This window comes from Microbacterium sp. CnD16-F (genome assembly GCF_024124465.1).
GTDB classification, from domain to species: domain Bacteria; phylum Actinomycetota; class Actinomycetes; order Actinomycetales; family Microbacteriaceae; genus Microbacterium; species Microbacterium gawkjiense.
In genome coordinates this window covers 75,574-94,030 of sequence record NZ_JAMXSA010000006.1, presented here as the reverse complement: position 1 = coordinate 94,030, position 18,457 = coordinate 75,574, and the positions used below count along the sequence as shown (strand labels likewise).

The window sequence follows — 18,457 nt, the reverse complement described above, 5'->3', positions numbered from 1 at the left end:
TGCGCGAGGCGGTTCCGGGCCTGGGTCCCCTCAGCGTGCTGGGGCCGGTGCCGACCGACGACGGCGCGCGTGCGCTGGTGCGGGTCGACTACGCGCACGGGCGGGCGGTGGCCGAGCAGCTGCGGGCCTCGGTCGTCGCCGACGCCGTCCGCGGTCGACGGCGGGGTCCGGGGCCGCGGACTACACTCAGGGTTCGGCTCGATGTGCCCGAGCTCGATCTGTGAGGACCTGAATGCGCGTCGTTTTCGCCGGAACCCCCGAACCGGCCGTCCCCTCGCTCCGCGCCCTCGCGGCTTCGTCCCACGAGATCGTCGGCGTCGTCACCCGTCGCGACGCCCCCGTCGGACGCAAGCGCGTGCTGACGCCGTCCCCGGTCGCGGTGGCGGCCGAGGAGCTCGGACTGACCGTCGTCAAGGCCGACCGGCTCGACGAAGCGGCGACCGCCGAGATCGCCGCCCTCGGCGCGGACCTCGGTGTCATCGTCGCGTACGGCGGTCTCGTGCGGGAGCCCCTGCTCTCGACGCCCCGGCACGGATGGATCAACCTGCACTTCTCGCTGCTGCCCAAGTGGCGCGGCGCCGCGCCGGTGCAGCACGCGCTCATCGCGGGCGACCGGGTGACGGGCGCCGCCGTGTTCCAGCTCGTCCCGGCCCTGGATGCGGGCGACGTGTACGACGAGATGCGCTACGACGTCCCGCGCGGGGCGACCGCAGGTGACGTGCTCGCCGACCTGGCGGTCTCGGGTGCTCAGCTGGTGTCCGGCGTCGTCGACGCGATCGATGACGGCACCGCCGCCCCGACCCCGCAGCAGGGGGAGCCGACGCTCGCGCCCAAGCTCACGCAGGCGGACGGTGCGCTCGACCTGACGCAGCCCGCCGACCGGGTCGTCGACCGCTTCCGCGGGACGACCCCCGAACCCGGCGCGCACCTCTCCGTCGGCGGCGCCCGCGTGAAGGTCCATGCCGCCCTGCGCGGTCCCGACATCGACCTCGAGGTCGGCCGGCTCGCTCTCGTCGGCCGGGACGTGCTCGTGGGGACGGGGGAGGGGACGCTGCTCCTGCGCACCGTTCAGCCGGCCGGCAAGGGCGCCATGCCCGCCGCGGACTGGTGGCGTGGCCTCCGGTCCGACGATCCGCGCGCCGACCTGCCGGGGGAGTCCTCGTGACCGCGCGTGACGTCGCGTACACCGTCATCCACGCGGTCGGTGCGGAGGACGCCTACGCCAACCTCCTGCTCCCGCGAGAACTCGAGCGTGCCCGTCTGTCGACGGCGGATGCCGCCCTCGCCACCGAACTCACCTACGGCACGCTCCGCCGGGTGGGCACCTACGACGCGATCATCGAGATCGCCGCGGCACGCCCGGTCTCGGGCATCGACCCCGCCGTCCTGGACGCGCTGCGGCTGGGGGCGCATCAGCTGCTGGCGACGCGCGTCCCCGCGCACGCCGCGGTCCACGAGACGGTCGACCTCGTGGGGCGCGTCGCCGGACGTCGTGCGACGGGTTTCGCGAACGCCGTCCTGCGCCGCGTGTCCGAGCGGGACGAGGAGGAGTGGCTGTCGCGCATCGAGGATGCTGCCCGCTCCGACGACGAGCGGCTGTCGGTGCGCTTTGCCCATCCCGTCTGGATCATCCGCGCCTTCCGACGCGCCCTCGCCGCGGAGGGGCGCGAGGCGGAGCTGCTCGACCTGCTGGCGGCGGACAACGCCGCGCCCACGGTGACGCTGTCGGCCCTCCCGGGCGTGGGCGAGATCCCGGCGGACGCCGATCGCACGCCGTTCTCGCCGCTGGGCTTCCGGCTCGCCGGCGGTGACCCCGATCGCATCGTGCGCGCCTCGGGCGGCGCTGTGCGCGTCCAGGACGAAGGGTCCCAGCTCGCCGCCCTCGCGTTGTCCCGTGCGCTGCCCGTCCGCAAGGGCGAGCGCTGGCTCGACCTGTGCGCCGCTCCGGGCGGCAAGACGGCGGTCCTCGCGGCCGAGGCGGTCGCGCACGACGCCCGGCTCGAGGCGAACGAGCTCTCCCCGGCACGCGCGCGACTGGTGCGCCAGTCGGTCGCCGCGGTCCCGCTCGAGGTGCCGGTGTCGGAGGAGGACGGCCGCTCGCGTGCCGGGCGGGGCGTCTACGATCGCATCCTCGTCGACGCGCCGTGCACCGGACTCGGTGCCCTCCGTCGGCGCCCCGAGGCGCGGTGGCGCAAGGCCCCCGCCGACGTCCCCGAGCTCACGCAGTTGCAGACCGAGCTCCTCACCGCGGCGGTCGATGCGCTCGCTCCCGGCGGGGTCGTCGCCTACGTCACGTGCTCCCCGCACCTGGCCGAGACGGCGGGTGTGGTGGCCGAGGTCGAGCGTCGTTTCGGCGCCGAGATCACCCAGCTCGACGCCCGCGCGGTGCTCCGTGAGATCTCCGGCGGCGACATCGATCTCGCCGCACCGGCCGACGGTTCCGGTCGCGCGCAGCTGTGGCCGCACCGTCACGCGACCGACGCCATGTCGATCTGGCTCCTGCGCCGTTCGTGACCCTGCAGGAAAGACGACGGGGCGCCGGGATAATGGCTGACGTGGCCCATTCCGACGTACGCATCAACCCCAGCATCCTCGCCGCCGACTTCGTGAACATGCAGGCCGAGCTCGCCCGCATCGCGTCGGCGGACTTCGTCCACGTCGATGTGATGGACAACCACTTCGTCCCCAACCTGACGTTCGGCCCGCAGATGGTCGAGCGCATCCAGGCGACCAGTCCGGTGCCGCTCGACGTGCACCTCATGATCAGCGACGCCGACCGGTGGGCGCCGGGCTACGCCGAGATCGGCGCGGCATCCGTCACCTTCCACCTCGAAGCGGCCGCCGAACCCGTCGCGCTCGCGCGGCGCCTGCGTGACATCGGGGCGCGCGCCGGTGTCGCCGTGAAGCCGGCGACCCCCGTCGAGCAGCTCTTCGACGTGCTCGACGAGTTCGACCAGATCCTCGTGATGACCGTCGAGCCCGGCTTCGGCGGGCAGAGCTTCATGGCCGACCAGATGCCGAAGCTCCGTCGCCTGGCCGACGAGGCGCGCCGGCGCGGGTCGCAGGTCTGGTTGCAGGTCGACGGCGGTATCGGCGAGTCGACCATCGCGCAGGCGGCGGAGGCCGGGGCCGACACGTTCGTGGCGGGCTCCGCGGTGTTCGGCGCCGAGGACCCCGGCGCGGCGATCCGCGCCCTCCGGTCGGCCGCGGCATCCGCTCACCGGCACTGACGGCATCGTCACGGGAACCGGACCGCGGCGCCGTGCCGGTACCCTGGATGGTGTGAAGACCTTCGACGGACTGTTCTCCGAGCTGACCGAGACGGCGCAGACCCGTCCCGAGGGATCCGGAACCGTCGCGCAGCTCGACCGGGGCGTCCACGCGATCGGCAAGAAGATCGTCGAAGAGGCGGCCGAGGTCTGGATGGCCGCCGAATACCAGTCCGACGCCGAGACGGCCGAGGAGATCTCGCAGCTGCTGTACCACCTGCAGGTGCTGATGCTCGCGAAGGGGCTGACGCTCGAGGACGTGTACCGACATCTCTGATCGGTCCTTCCCGCCGTCCGCATACCTCACACCGAAAGACGTTCCATGCTGCGCATCGCCGTCCCCAACAAGGGCATGCTCGCCGAGACCACGGCGGGGATGCTCGCCGAAGCCGGGTACACCGGCCGACGTGACCCCAAGGACCTCCACGTCATCGACCCCGTCAACGACGTGGAGTTCTTCTACCTCCGTCCGAAGGACATCGCGACCTACGTCGGTTCCGGCGCGCTCGACGTCGGGATCACCGGCCGCGACCTGCTGCTGGACGCCCGGATGCCGGGGGCCCGCGAGATCGAGCAGCTCGGCTTCGGCGGCTCGACGTTCCGATTCGCCGGTCCTCCGGGACGCTTCACCGAGCTCTCCGACCTCGATGGTCTGCGTGTCGCGACGGCCTACCCGGGCCTCGTCGACGGCTACCTCGACGAGCACGGCGTGGCTGTGGACCTCGTGCCCCTCGACGGAGCGGTCGAGTCCGCCGTGCAGCTGGGGGTGGCGGATGCCGTCGCCGACGTGGTCTCGACGGGGACGACGCTCCGCCAGGCCGGGCTCGAGATCTTCGGCCCCGTCCTGCTCGAGTCCGAGGCGGTCCTCATCGGCGCCCCGACCGAGGCGCCCGGCACCGAGACGCTGCTGCGGCGCCTGCGCGGCGTGATGGTCGCCCGCCGCTACGTGCTCATCGACTACGACCTGCCGGCGCACCTCGTCGACCAGGCGGTCGCGCTGACCCCGGGCATCGAGTCCCCGACGATCTCGCCGCTGCGCGACCCGGAGTGGGTGGCCGTGCGCGTCATGAGCCCGCGCAAGACCGTGAACCAGGTCATGGACGCGCTGTACGAGATCGGCGCCCGCGCGATCCTCGTGACGGCGATCCACAACGCGAGGCTCTGACGTGTCGCTCGTCTGCCGGGTCATCCCGTGCCTCGACGTGGCCGCCGGCAAGGTCGTGAAGGGCGTCAACTTCGAGAACCTGCGCGAGATGGGCGACCCCGTCGAACTCGCCCGCCGGTACTACGAGCAGGGTGCGGACGAGATCACCTTCCTCGACGTCACCGCGACCGTCGACGCGCGCGACACGACCTACGACGTCGTGCAGCGCACCGCCGAGCAGGTCTTCATCCCACTCACGGTCGGCGGCGGCGTGCGCTCGGCCGAGGACGTCGCCCGCCTCCTCGGCGTCGGTGCCGACAAGGTCGGCGTGAACTCGGCGGCCATCGCGCGGCCGGAGCTCCTCGGCGAGATCGCCGACCGGTTCGGCACGCAGGTGCTCGTCCTGTCGCTCGACGTCAAGCGCGCACCGCACACTGCCTCCGGGTTCGCCGTCACGACCCACGGCGGCCGCACCCTGACCGACCTCGACGCGCTCGCCTGGGCGCGTGAGGCGATCGAGCGCGGTGCGGGCGAGCTCCTCGTCAACTCGATCGACGCGGACGGTACGAAGGACGGTTTCGACCTCGAGCTCGTCGCCCTCATGCGCGAGGTCTCGTCCGTGCCCGTGATCGCCTCGGGCGGCGCCGGCGACGCGGCGCACTTCGCCCCGGCGATCGAGGCCGGCGCCGACGCGGTGCTCGCGGCATCCGTCTTCCACTCCGGCCAGCTGACCGTCGGCGACGTGAAACAGGCCCTCGCGGCCTCGGGTGTGGAGGTGCGGCGATGACCGGATCGATCGACGAACGCATGGCGCGGGTCGTCTACAACGCCGACGGCCTCGTGCCCGCGATCGTGCAGCAGCACGACACGCGCGAGGTCCTCATGCTGGGGTGGATGGATGCCGAGGCCCTCCGCCGCACGCTCACCGAGGGTCGCGTGACGTTCTGGTCCCGGTCGCGGCAGGAGTACTGGCGCAAGGGCGACACCTCCGGCCACGCGCAGTTCGTCCGCGGCGTGCGCCTCGACTGCGACGGCGACACCCTCCTCGTGAGCGTCGAGCAGGTCGGGGCCGCCTGCCACACCGGCGACCGCACGTGCTTCGACGCCGACGACCTCGACCCCGTGATCGGCGAGTTCTCGTGACCGAGGCCACCGCGCGCCGGATGCGGCTGTCCGCCGTGCTGGCGATCCTCCTCGGCGGCGCGGTCGGCATCATCGGGTCGACCCAGACCTGGCTGAACGCGACCTTGAACGACGGCTCGCAGCTCGCGGTCCCGGTCCCCGGCGCCGACGCGCTGGCGGTGCTCGCGCCGCTCAGCCTCGCCGCGCTCGCGCTCGGCCTCGCGCTCACGATCGTCGGGCGTGCGCTCCGCTACGTCTTCGCGGTCGTCGCGATCGGCCTGGGGGCGGGGCTCGGCTGGGGCTCGTACCGCATCGCAGCGGAGCAGCCCATCGACGCCGTCGCAGGGCCGGTGACGGATGCCACGGGCCTCAGCGGCGCGCAGGGTATCTCCGGCATCGTGTCCGGGATCACGGCGACGCCCTGGCCCGGGGTGACGGCCGCGGCATCCGTCCTCATCGTGCTGGGCGGCGTCCTCATCCTCGCGACCGCCCACCGGTGGAGCGCCGGCGGCCGCAAGTACCGCACGACGGGGGCCGCGGGGACCGGCCCCCGCGACAGCATCGATTCCTGGGACGACCTGTCCCGCGGTGAGGATCCGACGAGCTGACGCGTCCGGGGCGGGGGGAGGGTGCCCGCCCCGCTAGACTGGTGGTGCGGCTCCGGCCGCCCCGAACCTGCATGCGAAGGAGAACAATGAGCGGCATCGAGGACCCCGGCCACGGACACTCCCCGGCGGCATGGACGACGGTCGTCATCATGCTCATCGCCCTGACGATCGGCACCGTTTTCTTCTTCCTCGAGATGCCGCTCATGGTCTGGCTCTCGGTCGTCCTGCTGGTCATCGGCCTCATCGTCGGCTACATCATGACCAAGGCGGGCTACGGCGTCGGCGGATCCAAGACCGTCTCGAAGCAGCACTGACGTGCTCGCCGACCTGACGGCCGGCGCGGTGGAGGATGCACGGGAGCGGGAGACCGTCCGCCCCCTGGCCGTGGTGGAGAAGCTCGCGCTCGCGCAGCCTGCCGCCATCGATGCGCTGGCCGCTCTCGCCCCCGCCGACAGCGTCAAGATCATTGCCGAGGTCAAGCGCGCGAGCCCGTCGCGCGGTGATCTCGCTGACATCCCCGATCCCGCGCTGCAGGCGCGTCGCTACGAGATCGGGGGAGCGTCCGCGATCTCGGTGCTCACCGAGGGGCGCAAGTTCAAGGGTTCGCTCGCCGACCTCGAGTCGGTGCGGGCAGCCGTCACCCTCCCGGTGCTCCGCAAGGACTTCATCGCGACGCCGTACCAGGTGTTCGAGGCCCGCGCCGCCGGCGCCGACCTCGTTCTCCTCATCGTGGCGGGTCTCGAGCAGCGCGTGCTGGCCGAGCTGTACGACCTCGTCGTCGAACTCGGCATGACGCCGCTCGTCGAGACCCATTCCGCCGAAGAGGTCGCGCGCGCGGGCGACATCGGCGCGCGCCTGGTGGGTGTCAACGCCCGCAACCTCTCCACCTTCGAGCTCGACCGGGACCTCTTCGGCCGGCTCGCCCCCGAGCTGCCGGACGGCGTGATCAAGATCGCCGAGTCCGCCGTGCTCTCACCCGCCGACGTCGCCCATTACCGCGGCGCCGGCGCCGACGTCGTCCTGATCGGCGAAGCGCTCGTCACGAACGACCCCGTGTCGACGCTCGCCGCCTTCCTGGAGGCAGGCTCATGAGTCTTCGCGCAGTGAACGGTCCCTTCTTCGGCGAGTTCGGCGGGCGATACATGCCCGAGTCGCTGATCGCGGCGATCGACGAGCTCACGGCGGTCTACGAGGACGCGAAGGCCGACCCCGCCTTCGCGGCCGAGTTCGCCCGCTTGCTGAACGTCTACGCGGGGCGGCCCTCCGCCCTCACCGAGGTGCCACGGTTCGCCGAGCACGCCGGCGGCGCACGCATCTTCCTCAAGCGCGAGGACCTCAACCACACCGGGTCGCACAAGATCAACAACGTGATCGGTCAGGCGCTCATCACGCAGAAGCTCGGCAAGAAGCGGGTCATCGCCGAGACCGGCGCCGGCCAGCACGGCGTCGCCACCGCGACCGCCGCCGCGCTGTTCGGCTTCGAGTGCACGATCTACATGGGCGAGGTCGACACCGAGCGCCAGGCCCTCAACGTCGCTCGGATGCGGCTGCTGGGCGCTGAGGTCGTGCCGGTCACGACCGGCTCCCGCACCCTCAAGGACGCCATCAACGAGGCGTACCGCGACTGGGTCGCCTCGGTCGAGACGACCAACTACATCTTCGGCACCGCCGCGGGCCCGCACCCGTTCCCCGCGATGGTGCGCGACTTCCAGAAGGTCATCAGCGAGGAGGCGCGTCAGCAGCTCCTCGACGAAACCGGCCGCCTCCCCGACGCCGTCATCGCGTGCGTCGGCGGCGGGTCGAACGCGATAGGCATGTTCGACGCGTTCCTCGACGACGAAGGCGTCGCGCTGTACGGAGTGGAAGCTGCCGGTGACGGCGTCGACACGCCGAAGCACGCGGCGTCCATCGAACGCGGCCGTCCCGGCATCCTCCACGGTGCGAAGACCTTCGTCCTGCAGGACGAGGACGGGCAGACGACCGAGTCGCACTCGATCTCCGCCGGCCTCGACTACCCGGGCGTCGGGCCCGAGCACGCGTGGCTCGCGAGCATCGGCCGCGCGCGGTACATCCCCGCGACCGACACCGAGGCCATGGAGGCGCTGCGCCTGCTGAGCCGCACCGAGGGCATCATCCCCGCGATCGAATCGGCGCACGCCCTCGCCGGCGCACTCCGCATCGGCCGCGAGCTCGGTCCGGGCGCGATCCTCGCCGTCAACCTCTCCGGCCGCGGCGACAAGGACATGGACACCGCCGCGCGCTGGTTCGAGCTGTACGACGCCGACAAGGAGCCCGTCGAGATCCCGGCCGACCCCGAGCACGGCAGCGGCGAAGGGGTCGAGCTGTGACCTCGCGCGTCGCCGCCGCGATCGCCGCCGCGAAGGAATCCGGTCGGGGCGCGTTCGTCGGCTACCTCCCGATCGGATACCCCGACCTGCAGACGAGCATCGACGCCGCCGTGGCCCTGGCCGACAACGGCGCGGACATCCTCGAGCTCGGCCCGCCTTACTCCGACCCCGTCATGGACGGCGTCGTCATCCAGGAGGCCACGCAGGCCGCCCTCGCGGCGGGCTTCCGCTTCCGCGACACGTTCACGGCCGTCCGCGCCATCGCCGAACGCGTCGATGTGCCGATCGTCGTCATGACGTACTGGAATCCTGTGTTCCAGTACGGCGTGGACCGGTTCGCCGACGACCTCGCCGCCGCCGGCGGTGCGGGACTCATCACCCCCGACATCACGCCCGACGCAGCGGCCGAGTGGATCGCCGCGTCCGAGCGCACCGGGCTCGATCGCATCTTCCTCGCGGCACCGTCCTCGACCGACGAGCGCATCAGGATGATCGCCGAGCACTCCACCGGTTTCGTGTACACCGTCTCGACGATGGGCATCACGGGGGAGCGGACGGAATTGGATGCCGCGGCCCGCGCCCTCGTCGATCGCCTGCGCGCGCACGGCGTCGAGAACGCCTGCGTCGGCATCGGCATCTCGACGGCCGACCAAGTCGACGGTGTCCTCGACTACGCCGACGGCGCCATCGTGGGCACCGCGCTCGTGCGCGCGCTCCGCGACGGCGGTGTGGACGGCCTCGCCGCGACGACCCGTGAGCTGTCCCGCGGCGCAGGTCCGCGTCCGGGCACCGCGTAGACTCGCCGTCGTGACTTCTGCAGCCCTCTCCGTCGTCGCGAGCATCCCCAGCCCGCCGATCAACTCGTTCCAGCTCGGCCCACTGACGATTTACTTCTACGCCCTCTGCATCCTCGCGGGCATCGTGGTGGCCACGTTCTGGACCAACCGCCGTCTGACCAAGCGCGGCGCGGAGCCGTGGGTCGTCATCGACATCGCGCTGCTCGCGGTGCCGCTGGCCATCATCGGCGCACGCATCTTCCACGTCCTCACGCACCCGGGGTTCTACTTCGGCGAGGACAAGGACCTGTGGGCGATCTTCCGCATCTGGGAGGGCGGCATCGCCATTTTCGGCGCCCTGATCGGCGGCGCCGTGGGTGCGTGGCTCGGCTGCAAGTGGAGCGGCATCCGCTTCTGGACCTTCGCCGACGCGCTCGCGCCCGCGCTCCTGCTGGCGCAGGCGTTCGGCCGCTTCGGCAACTGGTTCAACCAGGAGCTCTACGGCCTGCCCACCGACCTGCCGTGGGGCCTGGAGATCAGGTACCCGAACCCGGCCTGGCCGGCGGGTCTGCCCGAAGGCACCCTCTTCCACCCGACCTTCCTCTACGAGGTCATCTGGAACGTCATGGGTGTGATCATCATCGCCGCGGCCGGTCGCCGCTTCCGTCTGCAGTGGGGCCGGCTGTTCGGCCTCTACCTCGTCTGGTACTGCGCCGGTCGCATCGTGTGGGAGTCCATCCGCATCGACCCGAGCGAGGTCTACCTCGGTCTGCGCACCAACGTGTGGGCCGCGATCCTCGGCGTCGTCGTGGGTCTGGTCATCATGATCGTGCAGAAGCGCCGGCACCCCGGGTTCGAGCCGTCGCCGTATCAGCCGGGACGCGAATGGACGCCTCCGGGCGCGGTACATTCGCAGGGAACCGATGACTTCGTCGACGTGAGCGCACCCCCCGCGTCCGAAGAATCCTCCGACTCGGCCACAAGCTCAGTCACCACCCGATAGCACCGCAGGGCCGACGTCGTCCCAGGTTGAGCACCCATGTGAGGACGGTAGGCATGCCCTCGAGCTCCCGTCACGAAGACACCACGACCCGGTCGGCCGGGACCATCGCCGGTGGTTCGTTCCCTGCGAAACAGGGGATGTACAACCCGGCGTTCGAAAAGGACGCCTGCGGTCTGGCGATGGTCGCGACGCTGCGCGGTGAGGCGGGCCACGACATCGTGGACCTCGCCCTCACCGCGCTGCGCAACCTCGAGCACCGCGGCGCGATCGGGTCGGATGCCGGTACCGGTGACGGCGCCGGCATCCTGACGCAGATGCCCGACGCGTTCCTGCGCGCGGTGGTCGACATCGACCTGCCGCCCGTGGGGGAGTACGCCGCGGGACTCGCGTTCCTCCCGACGGACCACGACGAGCGCGCGGCCCAGAAGAGCGCGATCGAGGCGATCGCGCGGAGCGAGGGCCTCACCGTCCTCGGCTGGCGCGTGGTGCCGACGGCCGACGAGAACCTCGGCAAGCTGGCGTTCCACGCCCGTCCGGCCTTCGAGCAGCTGTTCGTGTCGCGGCCGGCGGTCGGCGACGCGCCGGCGCTGTCGGGCATCGCGCTCGACCGGCGGACCTACCGCCTCCGCAAGCGCGCCCAGCACGAGCTGGACGCCTACTTCGTCTCGCTCTCGAGCCGCACCCTCGGCTACAAGGGCATGGTCACGACCCTGCAGCTCGAGCCGTTCTACCCGGACCTGCAGGACGAGCGGTTCGCGACCGAGCTCGCCGTCGTCCACTCGCGGTACTCCACCAACACGTTCCCGTCGTGGCCGCTCGCGCAGCCGCTGCGCATGCTGGCGCACAACGGTGAGATCAACACCGTCAACGGCAACCGCAACTGGATGCGGGCGCGTCAGTCGCAGCTCGAGTCCGAGCTGCTCGGCGACATCCGTCCGCTCCTGCCGATCTGCAGCCCGGGCCAGAGCGACTCGGCCTCGTTCGACGAGGTGCTCGAGCTGCTGACGCTGACCGGGCGCAGCCTGCCGCACGCGATCATGATGATGGTGCCCGAGGCTTACGAGAAGCAGGCCGACATCCCGGCCGACCTGCGCGCCTTCTACGAGTACCACTCGATGCAGATGGAGCAGTGGGACGGCCCGGCCGCCCTCATCTTCACCGACGGCTCGCTCGTGGGGGCGACGCTCGACCGCAACGGCCTGCGTCCGGGTCGGTGGACCGAGACCACCGACGGACTGGTCGTCATCGGCAGTGAGACCGGTGTGCTCGACTTCGAACCCGAGCGCATCAAGCGTCGCGGTCGTCTGCAGCCCGGACGCATGTTCGTCGTCGACACCGCGCAGGGGCGCATCGTGGAGGACGAGGAGATCAAGCGCGACCTCGCCACCCTGCACCCGTGGCAGGAGTGGTTGGACGAGGGTCGCGTGCGCCTCAAAGACCTCCCCGAGCGCGAGCACATCGTGCACCCCATCGCCTCGATCACGCGCCGCCAGCGCACCTTCGGCTACACCGAGGAGGAGGTCCGCATCCTCCTGACGCCGATGGGCCAGACGGGCGCCGAGCCGCTCGGTGCGATGGGTTCCGACACCCCCATCGCCGTCCTCAGCGAGCGTCCCCGCCTGCTGTTCGACTACTTCGTGCAGCAGTTCGCGCAGGTCACGAACCCGCCGCTGGACTCCATCCGCGAAGAGGTCGTCACCTCGCTCGGGCTCGGGCTCGGTCCCGAGCGGAACCTCCTGGCATCCGGACCGGACCACACGCGCGTCATCACGCTCGACTTCCCGGTCATCGACAACGACGAACTCGCGAAGCTGCAGAACATCGACCGCGCCCTCCCCGGTCGGCGCTCCATCACGATCCGCGGTCTCTACCGCGCCGACGACGACGCGGACTCGCTCCGTGCGCGCCTCGACGAGATCAACGCCGAAGTGGATGCCGCCATCGCCGACGGCGTCGAGTTCATCATCCTCAGCGATCGCGACTCCACCTCGGACCTGGTTCCGATCCCGTCCCTGTTGACGCTCTCGTCGGTGCACCACCACCTCATCCGCAACGAGAACCGCATGAAGGTCGGTCTCGTCGTCGAGGCGGGCGACGTCCGCGAGGTGCACCACGTCGCGACCCTGATCGGCTACGGCGCGTCGGCGGTCAACCCGTACCTCGCGATGGAGACGGTCGAGTACCTCGTCCGCGCGGGCTACATCACCGGTGTCGAGCCCGAGAAGGCCGTCCGCAACCTGATCTACGCGCTCGGCAAGGGCGTGCTGAAGATCATGTCGAAGATGGGCATCTCGACGGTGTCCTCGTACGCGGGAGCGCAGGTCTTCGAGGCCGTCGGCCTGTCGCAGGAGTTCGTCGACACCTACTTCACCGGCACCGAGACGAAGCTCGGCGGCATCGGGATCGAGGAGATCTCGCGCGAGAACCTGGCCCGTCACGAGTTCGCGTACCCGGCGGACCAGGCCGCCCGTGCGCACGAGCGGCTGTGGACCGGTGGCGAGTACCAGTGGCGTCGCGACGGCTCGCCGCACCTCTTCAACCCCGATACGATCTTCCGTCTGCAGCACGCGACGCGAACCCGTCGGTACGACATCTTCCGCGAGTACACCCACCTGATCGACGAGCAGGCCGCCGAGCTCAAGACGCTCCGCGGACTGTTCCGCCTCAAGACCGGAGTGCGTCCGGCGGTGCCGATCGACGAGGTCGAGCCGGTGTCCTCGATCGTCAAGCGCTTCTCGACGGGCGCGATGAGCTACGGCTCGATCTCGAAGGAGGCGCACGAGACCCTCGCGATCGCGATGAACCGTCTCGGCGCGAAGTCCAACACGGGTGAAGGCGGCGAGGACGTCGATCGTCTGCTCGACCCCGAGCGGCGCAGCTCCATCAAGCAGGTCGCGTCGGGACGCTTCGGTGTCACGAGCATGTACCTCACGCACGCCGACGACATCCAGATCAAGCTCGCCCAGGGCGCCAAGCCCGGCGAAGGCGGTCAGCTGCCCCCCGGCAAGGTGTACCCGTGGATCGCCCGCACGCGCGGCGGCACCCCGGGCGTCGGCCTGATCTCGCCCCCGCCGCACCACGACATCTACTCGATCGAAGACCTCAAGCAGCTCATCTTCGACCTGAAGCGCGCCAACCCGTCCGCGCGGGTGCACGTCAAGCTCGTGAGCCAGTCGGGCATCGGCGCGGTCGCGGCCGGCACCGCGAAGGCGCTGGCCGACGTCATCCTCGTCTCCGGCCATGACGGGGGGACGGGCGCGAGCCCGCTCAACTCCCTCAAGCACGCGGGCACCCCGTGGGAGCTCGGTCTCGCCGAGACGCAGCAGACGCTGATGATCAACGACATGCGCGGCCGCGTCGTCGTGCAGGCCGACGGTCAGCTCAAGACCGGGCGCGACGTGCTCATCGCCGCGCTCCTGGGCGCCGAGGAGTTCGGTTTCGCGACGAGTGCGCTCGTGGTGGAGGGGTGCATCATGATGCGCGTCTGCCACCTCGACACCTGCCCCGTGGGTGTCGCGACGCAGAACCCCGAGCTGCGCAAGCGCTTCACGGGCAAGGCGGAGCACGTCGTCAACTTCATGGAGTTCATCGCCCAGGAGGTCCGCGAGTATCTCGCCGAGCTCGGCTTCCGCTCGATAGACGAGGCCGTGGGGCACACCGAGGTCCTCGACGTGCAGCCCGCCGTCGACCACTGGAAGGCGCACGGCCTCGACCTGTCGCCCATCCTGCGGGGTCCCGCCTTCTCCGACGACGCGCCGCGACGCCGGGTGCAGGAGCAGGAGCACGAGCTCGAGGAGCACTTCGACGTCGCCCTGCTCAACCGGGCGCGCGACGTCGTCGAGCACGGCGGCCACCTGACGATCGACCTGCCGGTGCGCAACACCGAGCGCGCCGTCGGCACGATGCTCGGCCACCACGTCACCAAGGTGCACGGCGAGAACGGTCTGCCCTCCGGCACGATCGAGGTCAACCTGACCGGGTCGGCGGGGCAGTCCTTCGGCGCGTTCCTCCCCTCGGGGATCACACTGCGCCTGGAGGGCGACTCGAACGACTACGTCGGCAAGGGACTCTCCGGAGGCGAGATCGTCGTCCGGCCGCCGCGTGCGGCGACCTTCGACGCGTCGAAGAACGTCATCGCCGGCAACGTCATCGGCTACGGCGCGACGCGGGGCTCGATGTTCCTGCGCGGCGTCGTCGGCGAGCGGTTCCTCGTCCGCAACTCCGGCGCGACCGCGGTCGTCGAGGGTGTCGGCGACCACGCGCTCGAGTACATGACCGGGGGACTCGCCGTCATCCTCGGCCCGACCGGGCGCAACCTCGGGGCGGGCATGTCGGGCGGTTCGGCCTACATCTACCGGCTCGACCGGGCGCTCATCAACCGCGAGGCGCTCGCGACCGGCGAACTCGAGCTGCTCGAGCTGGGTGCCGGCGACGTCGAGATCCTCCGCGACCTGCTGAGCCGTCACGCCGAGGAGACCGGATCGGACCTCGCCGAGCGACTGCTCGCGAACCTCGACACCGAGGTCGCGAACTTCACTCGGGTCCTGCCGCGGGACTACGCGGCCGTTCTGAAAACCCGCCAGGAGGCGGCCGCCGAGGGGCTCGACCCCGACAGCGACGTCGTCTGGACCCGCATCCTGGAGGTGACCGGTGGCTGATCCGAAGGGCTTCCTCAAAGTCACCGAGCGCGAGCTGCCGCCGCGCCGGCCCGTTCCCGTACGCATCATGGACTGGAAGGAGGTGTACGAGCAGGGCGACCAGGCCGTGCTCCGCCGACAGGCCGGCCGCTGCATGGACTGCGGTGTGCCGTTCTGCCACCACGGATGCCCGCTCGGCAACCTCATCCCGGAGTGGAACGACCTCACCTGGCGGGGCGAGGGTCGTGCGGCCATCGAGCGGCTGCACGCGACGAACAACTTCCCCGAGTTCACGGGTCGACTGTGCCCGGCCCCCTGCGAGAGCTCCTGCGTGCTCGGCATCAACCAGCCGGCCGTCACGATCAAGCAGATCGAGGTCTCGACGATCGACGAGGCCTTCGCCAACGGCTGGGTCGAGGCCGAGCCCCCCGGGCGCCTCACCGGCAAGACGGTCGCGGTCGTCGGCTCGGGGCCCGCGGGTCTCGCCGCCGCTCAGCAGCTGACCCGCGCCGGTCACACCGTGGCCGTGTACGAGCGCGACGACCGCATCGGCGGTCTGCTGCGCTACGGCATCCCGGACTTCAAGATGGAGAAGCGACACCTCGAGACGCGCCTGCGTCAGATGCGCGACGAGGGCACCCGCTTCCGCGCGGGGGTCGAGATCGGCAAGGACCTGTCGTGGGCGGACCTGCGCGCCCGCTACGACGCGGTCGTCGTCGCCACCGGCGCCACCGTTCCGCGCGACCTGGCGATCCCCGGGCGCGACCTCGACGGGGTGCACTTCGCCATGGAGTACCTCGTCGAGTCCAACAAGGCCGTCGCGGGCGACCAGGTTCCCCACCAGATCCACGCCGAGGGCAAGCACGTCGTCGTCATCGGGGGTGGCGACACCGGTGCGGACTGCATCGGCACCGCTCACCGCCAGGGCGCGCTGAGCGTCACCAACCTCGCGATCGGCAAGCAGCCGCCGAAGTCGCGGCCGGACCACCAGCCGTGGCCCATGATGCCCACGATCTTCGAGGTCGCCTCGGCGCACGAAGAGGGCGGCGAACGCTCCTACCTCGCCTCGACGGTCGAGTTCCTCGGCAACGAGGCGGGCGAGGTGCGCGCCCTGCGCGTGGCCGAGACCGAGTTCGTCGACGGCCGCCGCGTCCCCAAGAGCGGGACCGAGCGCGAGATCCCCGCCGACCTCGTCCTCATCGCGATGGGCTTCACCGGCCCCGAACGCACCGCCCTCGAGGAGCAACTCGGCGCCGTGTTCGACACGCGCGGCAACGTCGAGCGTGCCGATGACTGGCAGTCGACCGCCCCGGGCGTGTTCGTGGCGGGGGATGCCGGGCGCGGCCAGTCCCTCATCGTCTGGGCGATCGCGGAGGGACGCGCGGCCGCTTCGGCTGTCGACGAGTACCTCATGGGATCGACCAGCCTCCCGGCGCCGGTCCGTCCGACCGACGTCGCGATCGGTCTCCCGCACGCCTAGGCTGTAACCGATCCCAGATCCCGAATCACTACCCGACGGAGCTATTTCTGTGAGACGCGCGAAGATCGTCGCCACGCTGGGTCCTGCCACCGAGAGCTATGAGATGGTCCGCGCGATCATCGACGCCGGTGTGGACGTGACCCGTTTCAACCTCAGCCACGGCGACTACGCCGACCACGACGCCCGACTGGCCAACGTCCGGAAGGCGTCGGACGACGCCGGCCGTGCCGTCGCCGTCCTCGTGGACCTTCAGGGACCGAAGATCCGTCTCGGTCGCTTCGCCGAAGGCCCCCACTTCCTCGCCGTGGGCGACGTCTTCAAGATCACGACCGAGGACATCGCCGGCACGAAGGAGATCGTCGGAACGACCTTCAAGGGTCTGCCCGACGACGTGAAGAAGGGCGACTTCCTCCTGATCGACGACGGCAAGGTCCGCGTCCAGGTCACCGGTGTCGAAGGCCCCGTCGTCACGACCGAGGTGATCGTCGCCGGCTACGTGTCCAACAACAAGGGCATCAACCTGCCCGGTGTCGCCGTCAACGTCCCCGCCCTCTCCGAGAAGGACGAGGCCGACCTCCGATGGGGTCTCCAGGCCGGTGCCGACATCATCGCGCTCTCGTTCGTGCGCAACGCCGCCGACGTGACGCGGGTGCACGAGATCATGGCGGAGGAAGGCCGCAAGGTCCCCGTCATCGCCAAGATCGAGAAGCCCCAGGCGGTCGACGCGCTCGAGGAGATCATCGACGCCTTCGACGGCATCATGGTCGCCCGCGGCGACCTCGGCGTCGAGCTCCCGCTGGAGGCCGTGCCCATCGTGCAGAAGCGCGCGGTCGAGCTCTGCCGTCGCATGGCCAAGCCCGTCATCGTCGCGACGCAGATGCTCGAGACGATGATCGAGAACCCCGTCCCCACCCGCGCCGAGACCAGTGACGTCGCCAACGCCGTCCTCGACGGTGCGGACGCCGTCATGCTCTCGGGCGAGACGAGCGTCGGCAAGCACCCCGTCGGCGTCGTCGAGACGATGGCGCGCATCATCGATGCCACCGAGACCCACGGGCTCGAGCGCATCCCGCCGCTGACGGCCAAGCCCCGCACGCAGGGTGGCATCATCACCCTCGCTGCCAACGAGGTGGCCGAGTTCGTCGAGGCGAAGTTCATCTGCCTGTTCACCGAGTCGGGAGACACCGCCCGCCGCATGTCGCGGTTGCGCCCCGGCATCCCGATGCTGGCGTTCGCGATCGACCCGGCGATCCGTCGCCGTATGGCGATCACGTGGGGCATCCAGTCGGCCCTCGTCGAGCATGTGGCCCACACGGACCTCATGTTCCTGCAGGTCGACGACTACTTCCTCTCGCGCGGTCTCCTCGAGGAGGGCGACAAGGTCGTGGTCATCTCCGGTTCCCCTCCCGGGATCATCGGGGCGACCAACGACATCCGCATCCACAAGATCGGCGACGCCGTCCACGGCAAGGCACCGATCTACAAGGCGGAGAGCTGACGCCTCACGGTCGTCGGAAGCGGGCAGTCCTTCGGGACTGCCCGCTTTCTAGCACTCGGGATGCCGCGGCGGAAGGCCCCCGGCCGGAGGTTCCGGCGGGCGTAGGGTCGGGCGGCAGGTAGTCACCACCCGATCACAGGAGGTCATCATGGGATTCTTCGGTTTTCTGATCCTGGGGCTCATCGCCGGCGCCATCGCCAAGCTGATCCTTCCGGGCAAGCAGGGCGGGGGCTGGTTCGTCACGCTCATCCTGGGCGTCGTCGGAGCGCTCTTGGGAGGGTGGCTGGGCAGCGTGCTGTTCAACGCGCCCCTCGAAGAGTTCTTCAGCATCCAGACGTGGCTGCTCGCCATCGGCGGCTCGCTCATCGTCCTGCTGATCTACGGCCTGATCGTCGGCCGTCGTCGGACCACCTGACGACGCGGAGAACACGGAACGGCGCCCCTGCGGGGGCGCCGTTCCGCTGTGGTGCCGGTGGTGGGAGTCGAACCCACACGCCCTTTCGGGCAACCGAGTTTGAGTCGGTCGCGTCTGCCATTCCGCCACACCGGCGCGAGCCTCAACGACGATACCG

General features: G+C 70.6%; 17 protein-coding genes, 1 tRNA gene and 1 pseudogene. 18 read left to right on the top strand and 1 reads right to left on the bottom strand.

The window, feature by feature from the left end; all coding sequences use genetic code 11:
• The 18 genes and pseudogenes from NH287_RS03290 to NH287_RS03205 form a co-directional block, all read left to right on the top strand.
• Positions 1–224, top strand: a pseudogene (locus tag NH287_RS03290) (primosomal protein N'); the annotation flags it as partial.
• 8 nt (positions 225–232) lie between these two features.
• Positions 233–1,165, top strand: a complete 933-nt coding sequence (fmt, locus tag NH287_RS03285; RefSeq protein WP_253034454.1) for a methionyl-tRNA formyltransferase — start codon at positions 233–235, stop codon at positions 1,163–1,165.
• Positions 1,162–2,514, top strand: coding sequence for a transcription antitermination factor NusB (locus NH287_RS03280; RefSeq protein ID WP_253034453.1), 1,353 nt, complete (start codon positions 1,162–1,164; stop codon positions 2,512–2,514). The genes fmt and NH287_RS03280 overlap by 4 nt, the downstream gene beginning before the upstream one ends.
• A gap of 32 nt (positions 2,515–2,546) precedes the next feature.
• Positions 2,547–3,230, top strand: coding sequence for a ribulose-phosphate 3-epimerase (gene rpe, locus NH287_RS03275; protein WP_217531899.1), 684 nt, complete (start codon positions 2,547–2,549; stop codon positions 3,228–3,230).
• A gap of 52 nt (positions 3,231–3,282) precedes the next feature.
• The gene (locus NH287_RS03270; RefSeq protein ID WP_064002055.1) at positions 3,283–3,546 is read left to right on the top strand and encodes a phosphoribosyl-ATP diphosphatase; all 264 of its coding nucleotides are present in this window, start codon (positions 3,283–3,285) and stop codon (positions 3,544–3,546) included.
• 45 nt (positions 3,547–3,591) lie between these two features.
• Positions 3,592–4,434, top strand: a complete 843-nt coding sequence (gene hisG / locus NH287_RS03265; protein ID WP_217531897.1) for an ATP phosphoribosyltransferase — start codon at positions 3,592–3,594, stop codon at positions 4,432–4,434.
• A gap of 1 nt (position 4,435) precedes the next feature.
• Positions 4,436–5,200 (top strand): imidazole glycerol phosphate synthase subunit HisF, encoded by a 765-nt coding sequence (hisF, locus tag NH287_RS03260; RefSeq protein WP_253034452.1) that lies wholly within the window; start codon positions 4,436–4,438, stop codon positions 5,198–5,200.
• Positions 5,197–5,556 (top strand): phosphoribosyl-AMP cyclohydrolase, encoded by a 360-nt coding sequence (hisI, locus tag NH287_RS03255; RefSeq protein ID WP_064002052.1) that lies wholly within the window; start codon positions 5,197–5,199, stop codon positions 5,554–5,556. Before hisF ends, hisI begins: the two co-directional genes overlap by 4 nt.
• Positions 5,553–6,143 carry a Trp biosynthesis-associated membrane protein gene (locus NH287_RS03250; RefSeq protein WP_217531893.1) on the top strand — a complete coding sequence of 197 codons (591 nt, stop codon included), beginning with the start codon at positions 5,553–5,555 and terminating at the stop codon, positions 6,141–6,143. The genes hisI and NH287_RS03250 overlap by 4 nt, the downstream gene beginning before the upstream one ends.
• An 86-nt stretch (positions 6,144–6,229) precedes the next feature.
• Positions 6,230–6,457 carry a DUF6704 family protein gene (locus NH287_RS03245; RefSeq protein ID WP_217531891.1) on the top strand — a complete coding sequence of 76 codons (228 nt, stop codon included), beginning with the start codon at positions 6,230–6,232 and terminating at the stop codon, positions 6,455–6,457.
• A 1-nt stretch (position 6,458) separates the two neighbouring features.
• Entirely contained in the window at positions 6,459–7,235 is a 777-nt protein-coding gene (gene trpC / locus NH287_RS03240; RefSeq protein ID WP_217531889.1) for an indole-3-glycerol phosphate synthase TrpC, read from the top strand.
• Positions 7,232–8,491 (top strand): tryptophan synthase subunit beta, encoded by a 1,260-nt coding sequence (trpB, locus tag NH287_RS03235; RefSeq protein ID WP_253034451.1) that lies wholly within the window; start codon positions 7,232–7,234, stop codon positions 8,489–8,491. Before trpC ends, trpB begins: the two co-directional genes overlap by 4 nt.
• Positions 8,488–9,288 carry a tryptophan synthase subunit alpha gene (trpA, locus tag NH287_RS03230; protein WP_217531885.1) on the top strand — a complete coding sequence of 267 codons (801 nt, stop codon included), beginning with the start codon at positions 8,488–8,490 and terminating at the stop codon, positions 9,286–9,288. The genes trpB and trpA overlap by 4 nt, the downstream gene beginning before the upstream one ends.
• Positions 9,289–9,298: 10 nt before the next feature.
• On the top strand, positions 9,299–10,270 hold the full coding sequence (gene lgt / locus NH287_RS03225) for a prolipoprotein diacylglyceryl transferase (RefSeq protein WP_253034450.1): 972 nt from the start codon (positions 9,299–9,301) through the stop codon (positions 10,268–10,270).
• 53 nt (positions 10,271–10,323) lie between these two features.
• Entirely contained in the window at positions 10,324–14,928 is a 4,605-nt protein-coding gene (gltB, locus tag NH287_RS03220) for a glutamate synthase large subunit (RefSeq protein ID WP_253034449.1), read from the top strand.
• Positions 14,921–16,387 (top strand): glutamate synthase subunit beta, encoded by a 1,467-nt coding sequence (locus NH287_RS03215; RefSeq protein ID WP_253034448.1) that lies wholly within the window; start codon positions 14,921–14,923, stop codon positions 16,385–16,387. Before gltB ends, NH287_RS03215 begins: the two co-directional genes overlap by 8 nt.
• Positions 16,388–16,436: 49 nt before the next feature.
• Positions 16,437–17,885: a pyruvate kinase gene (gene pyk / locus NH287_RS03210; RefSeq protein ID WP_253034447.1), complete on the top strand. Its 1,449-nt coding sequence runs from the start codon at positions 16,437–16,439 to the stop codon at positions 17,883–17,885.
• A gap of 148 nt (positions 17,886–18,033) precedes the next feature.
• Positions 18,034–18,300 (top strand): GlsB/YeaQ/YmgE family stress response membrane protein, encoded by a 267-nt coding sequence (locus NH287_RS03205; protein ID WP_064002043.1) that lies wholly within the window; start codon positions 18,034–18,036, stop codon positions 18,298–18,300.
• 49 nt (positions 18,301–18,349) lie between these two features.
• On the opposite strand, the gene NH287_RS03200 is transcribed toward NH287_RS03205, so the two are convergent.
• Positions 18,350–18,435 (bottom strand) — tRNA-Leu (locus NH287_RS03200).
• Positions 18,436–18,457 lie beyond the last annotated feature (22 nt).

Excerpts from the sequence above, each read along its gene's own strand:
- fmt (WP_253034454.1), top strand. The coding sequence starts at position 233 with ATGCGCGTCGTTTTCGCCGGAACCCCCGAACCGGCCGTCCCCTCGCTC.
- rpe (WP_217531899.1), top strand. The coding sequence starts at position 2,547 with ATGGCTGACGTGGCCCATTCCGACGTACGCATCAACCCCAGCATCCTC.
- hisG (WP_217531897.1), top strand. The coding sequence starts at position 3,592 with ATGCTGCGCATCGCCGTCCCCAACAAGGGCATGCTCGCCGAGACCACG.
- hisI (WP_064002052.1), top strand. The coding sequence starts at position 5,197 with ATGACCGGATCGATCGACGAACGCATGGCGCGGGTCGTCTACAACGCC.
- NH287_RS03245 (WP_217531891.1), top strand. The coding sequence starts at position 6,230 with ATGAGCGGCATCGAGGACCCCGGCCACGGACACTCCCCGGCGGCATGG.
- trpB (WP_253034451.1), top strand. The coding sequence starts at position 7,232 with ATGAGTCTTCGCGCAGTGAACGGTCCCTTCTTCGGCGAGTTCGGCGGG.
- gltB (WP_253034449.1), top strand. The coding sequence starts at position 10,324 with ATGCCCTCGAGCTCCCGTCACGAAGACACCACGACCCGGTCGGCCGGG.
- NH287_RS03205 (WP_064002043.1), top strand. The coding sequence starts at position 18,034 with ATGGGATTCTTCGGTTTTCTGATCCTGGGGCTCATCGCCGGCGCCATC.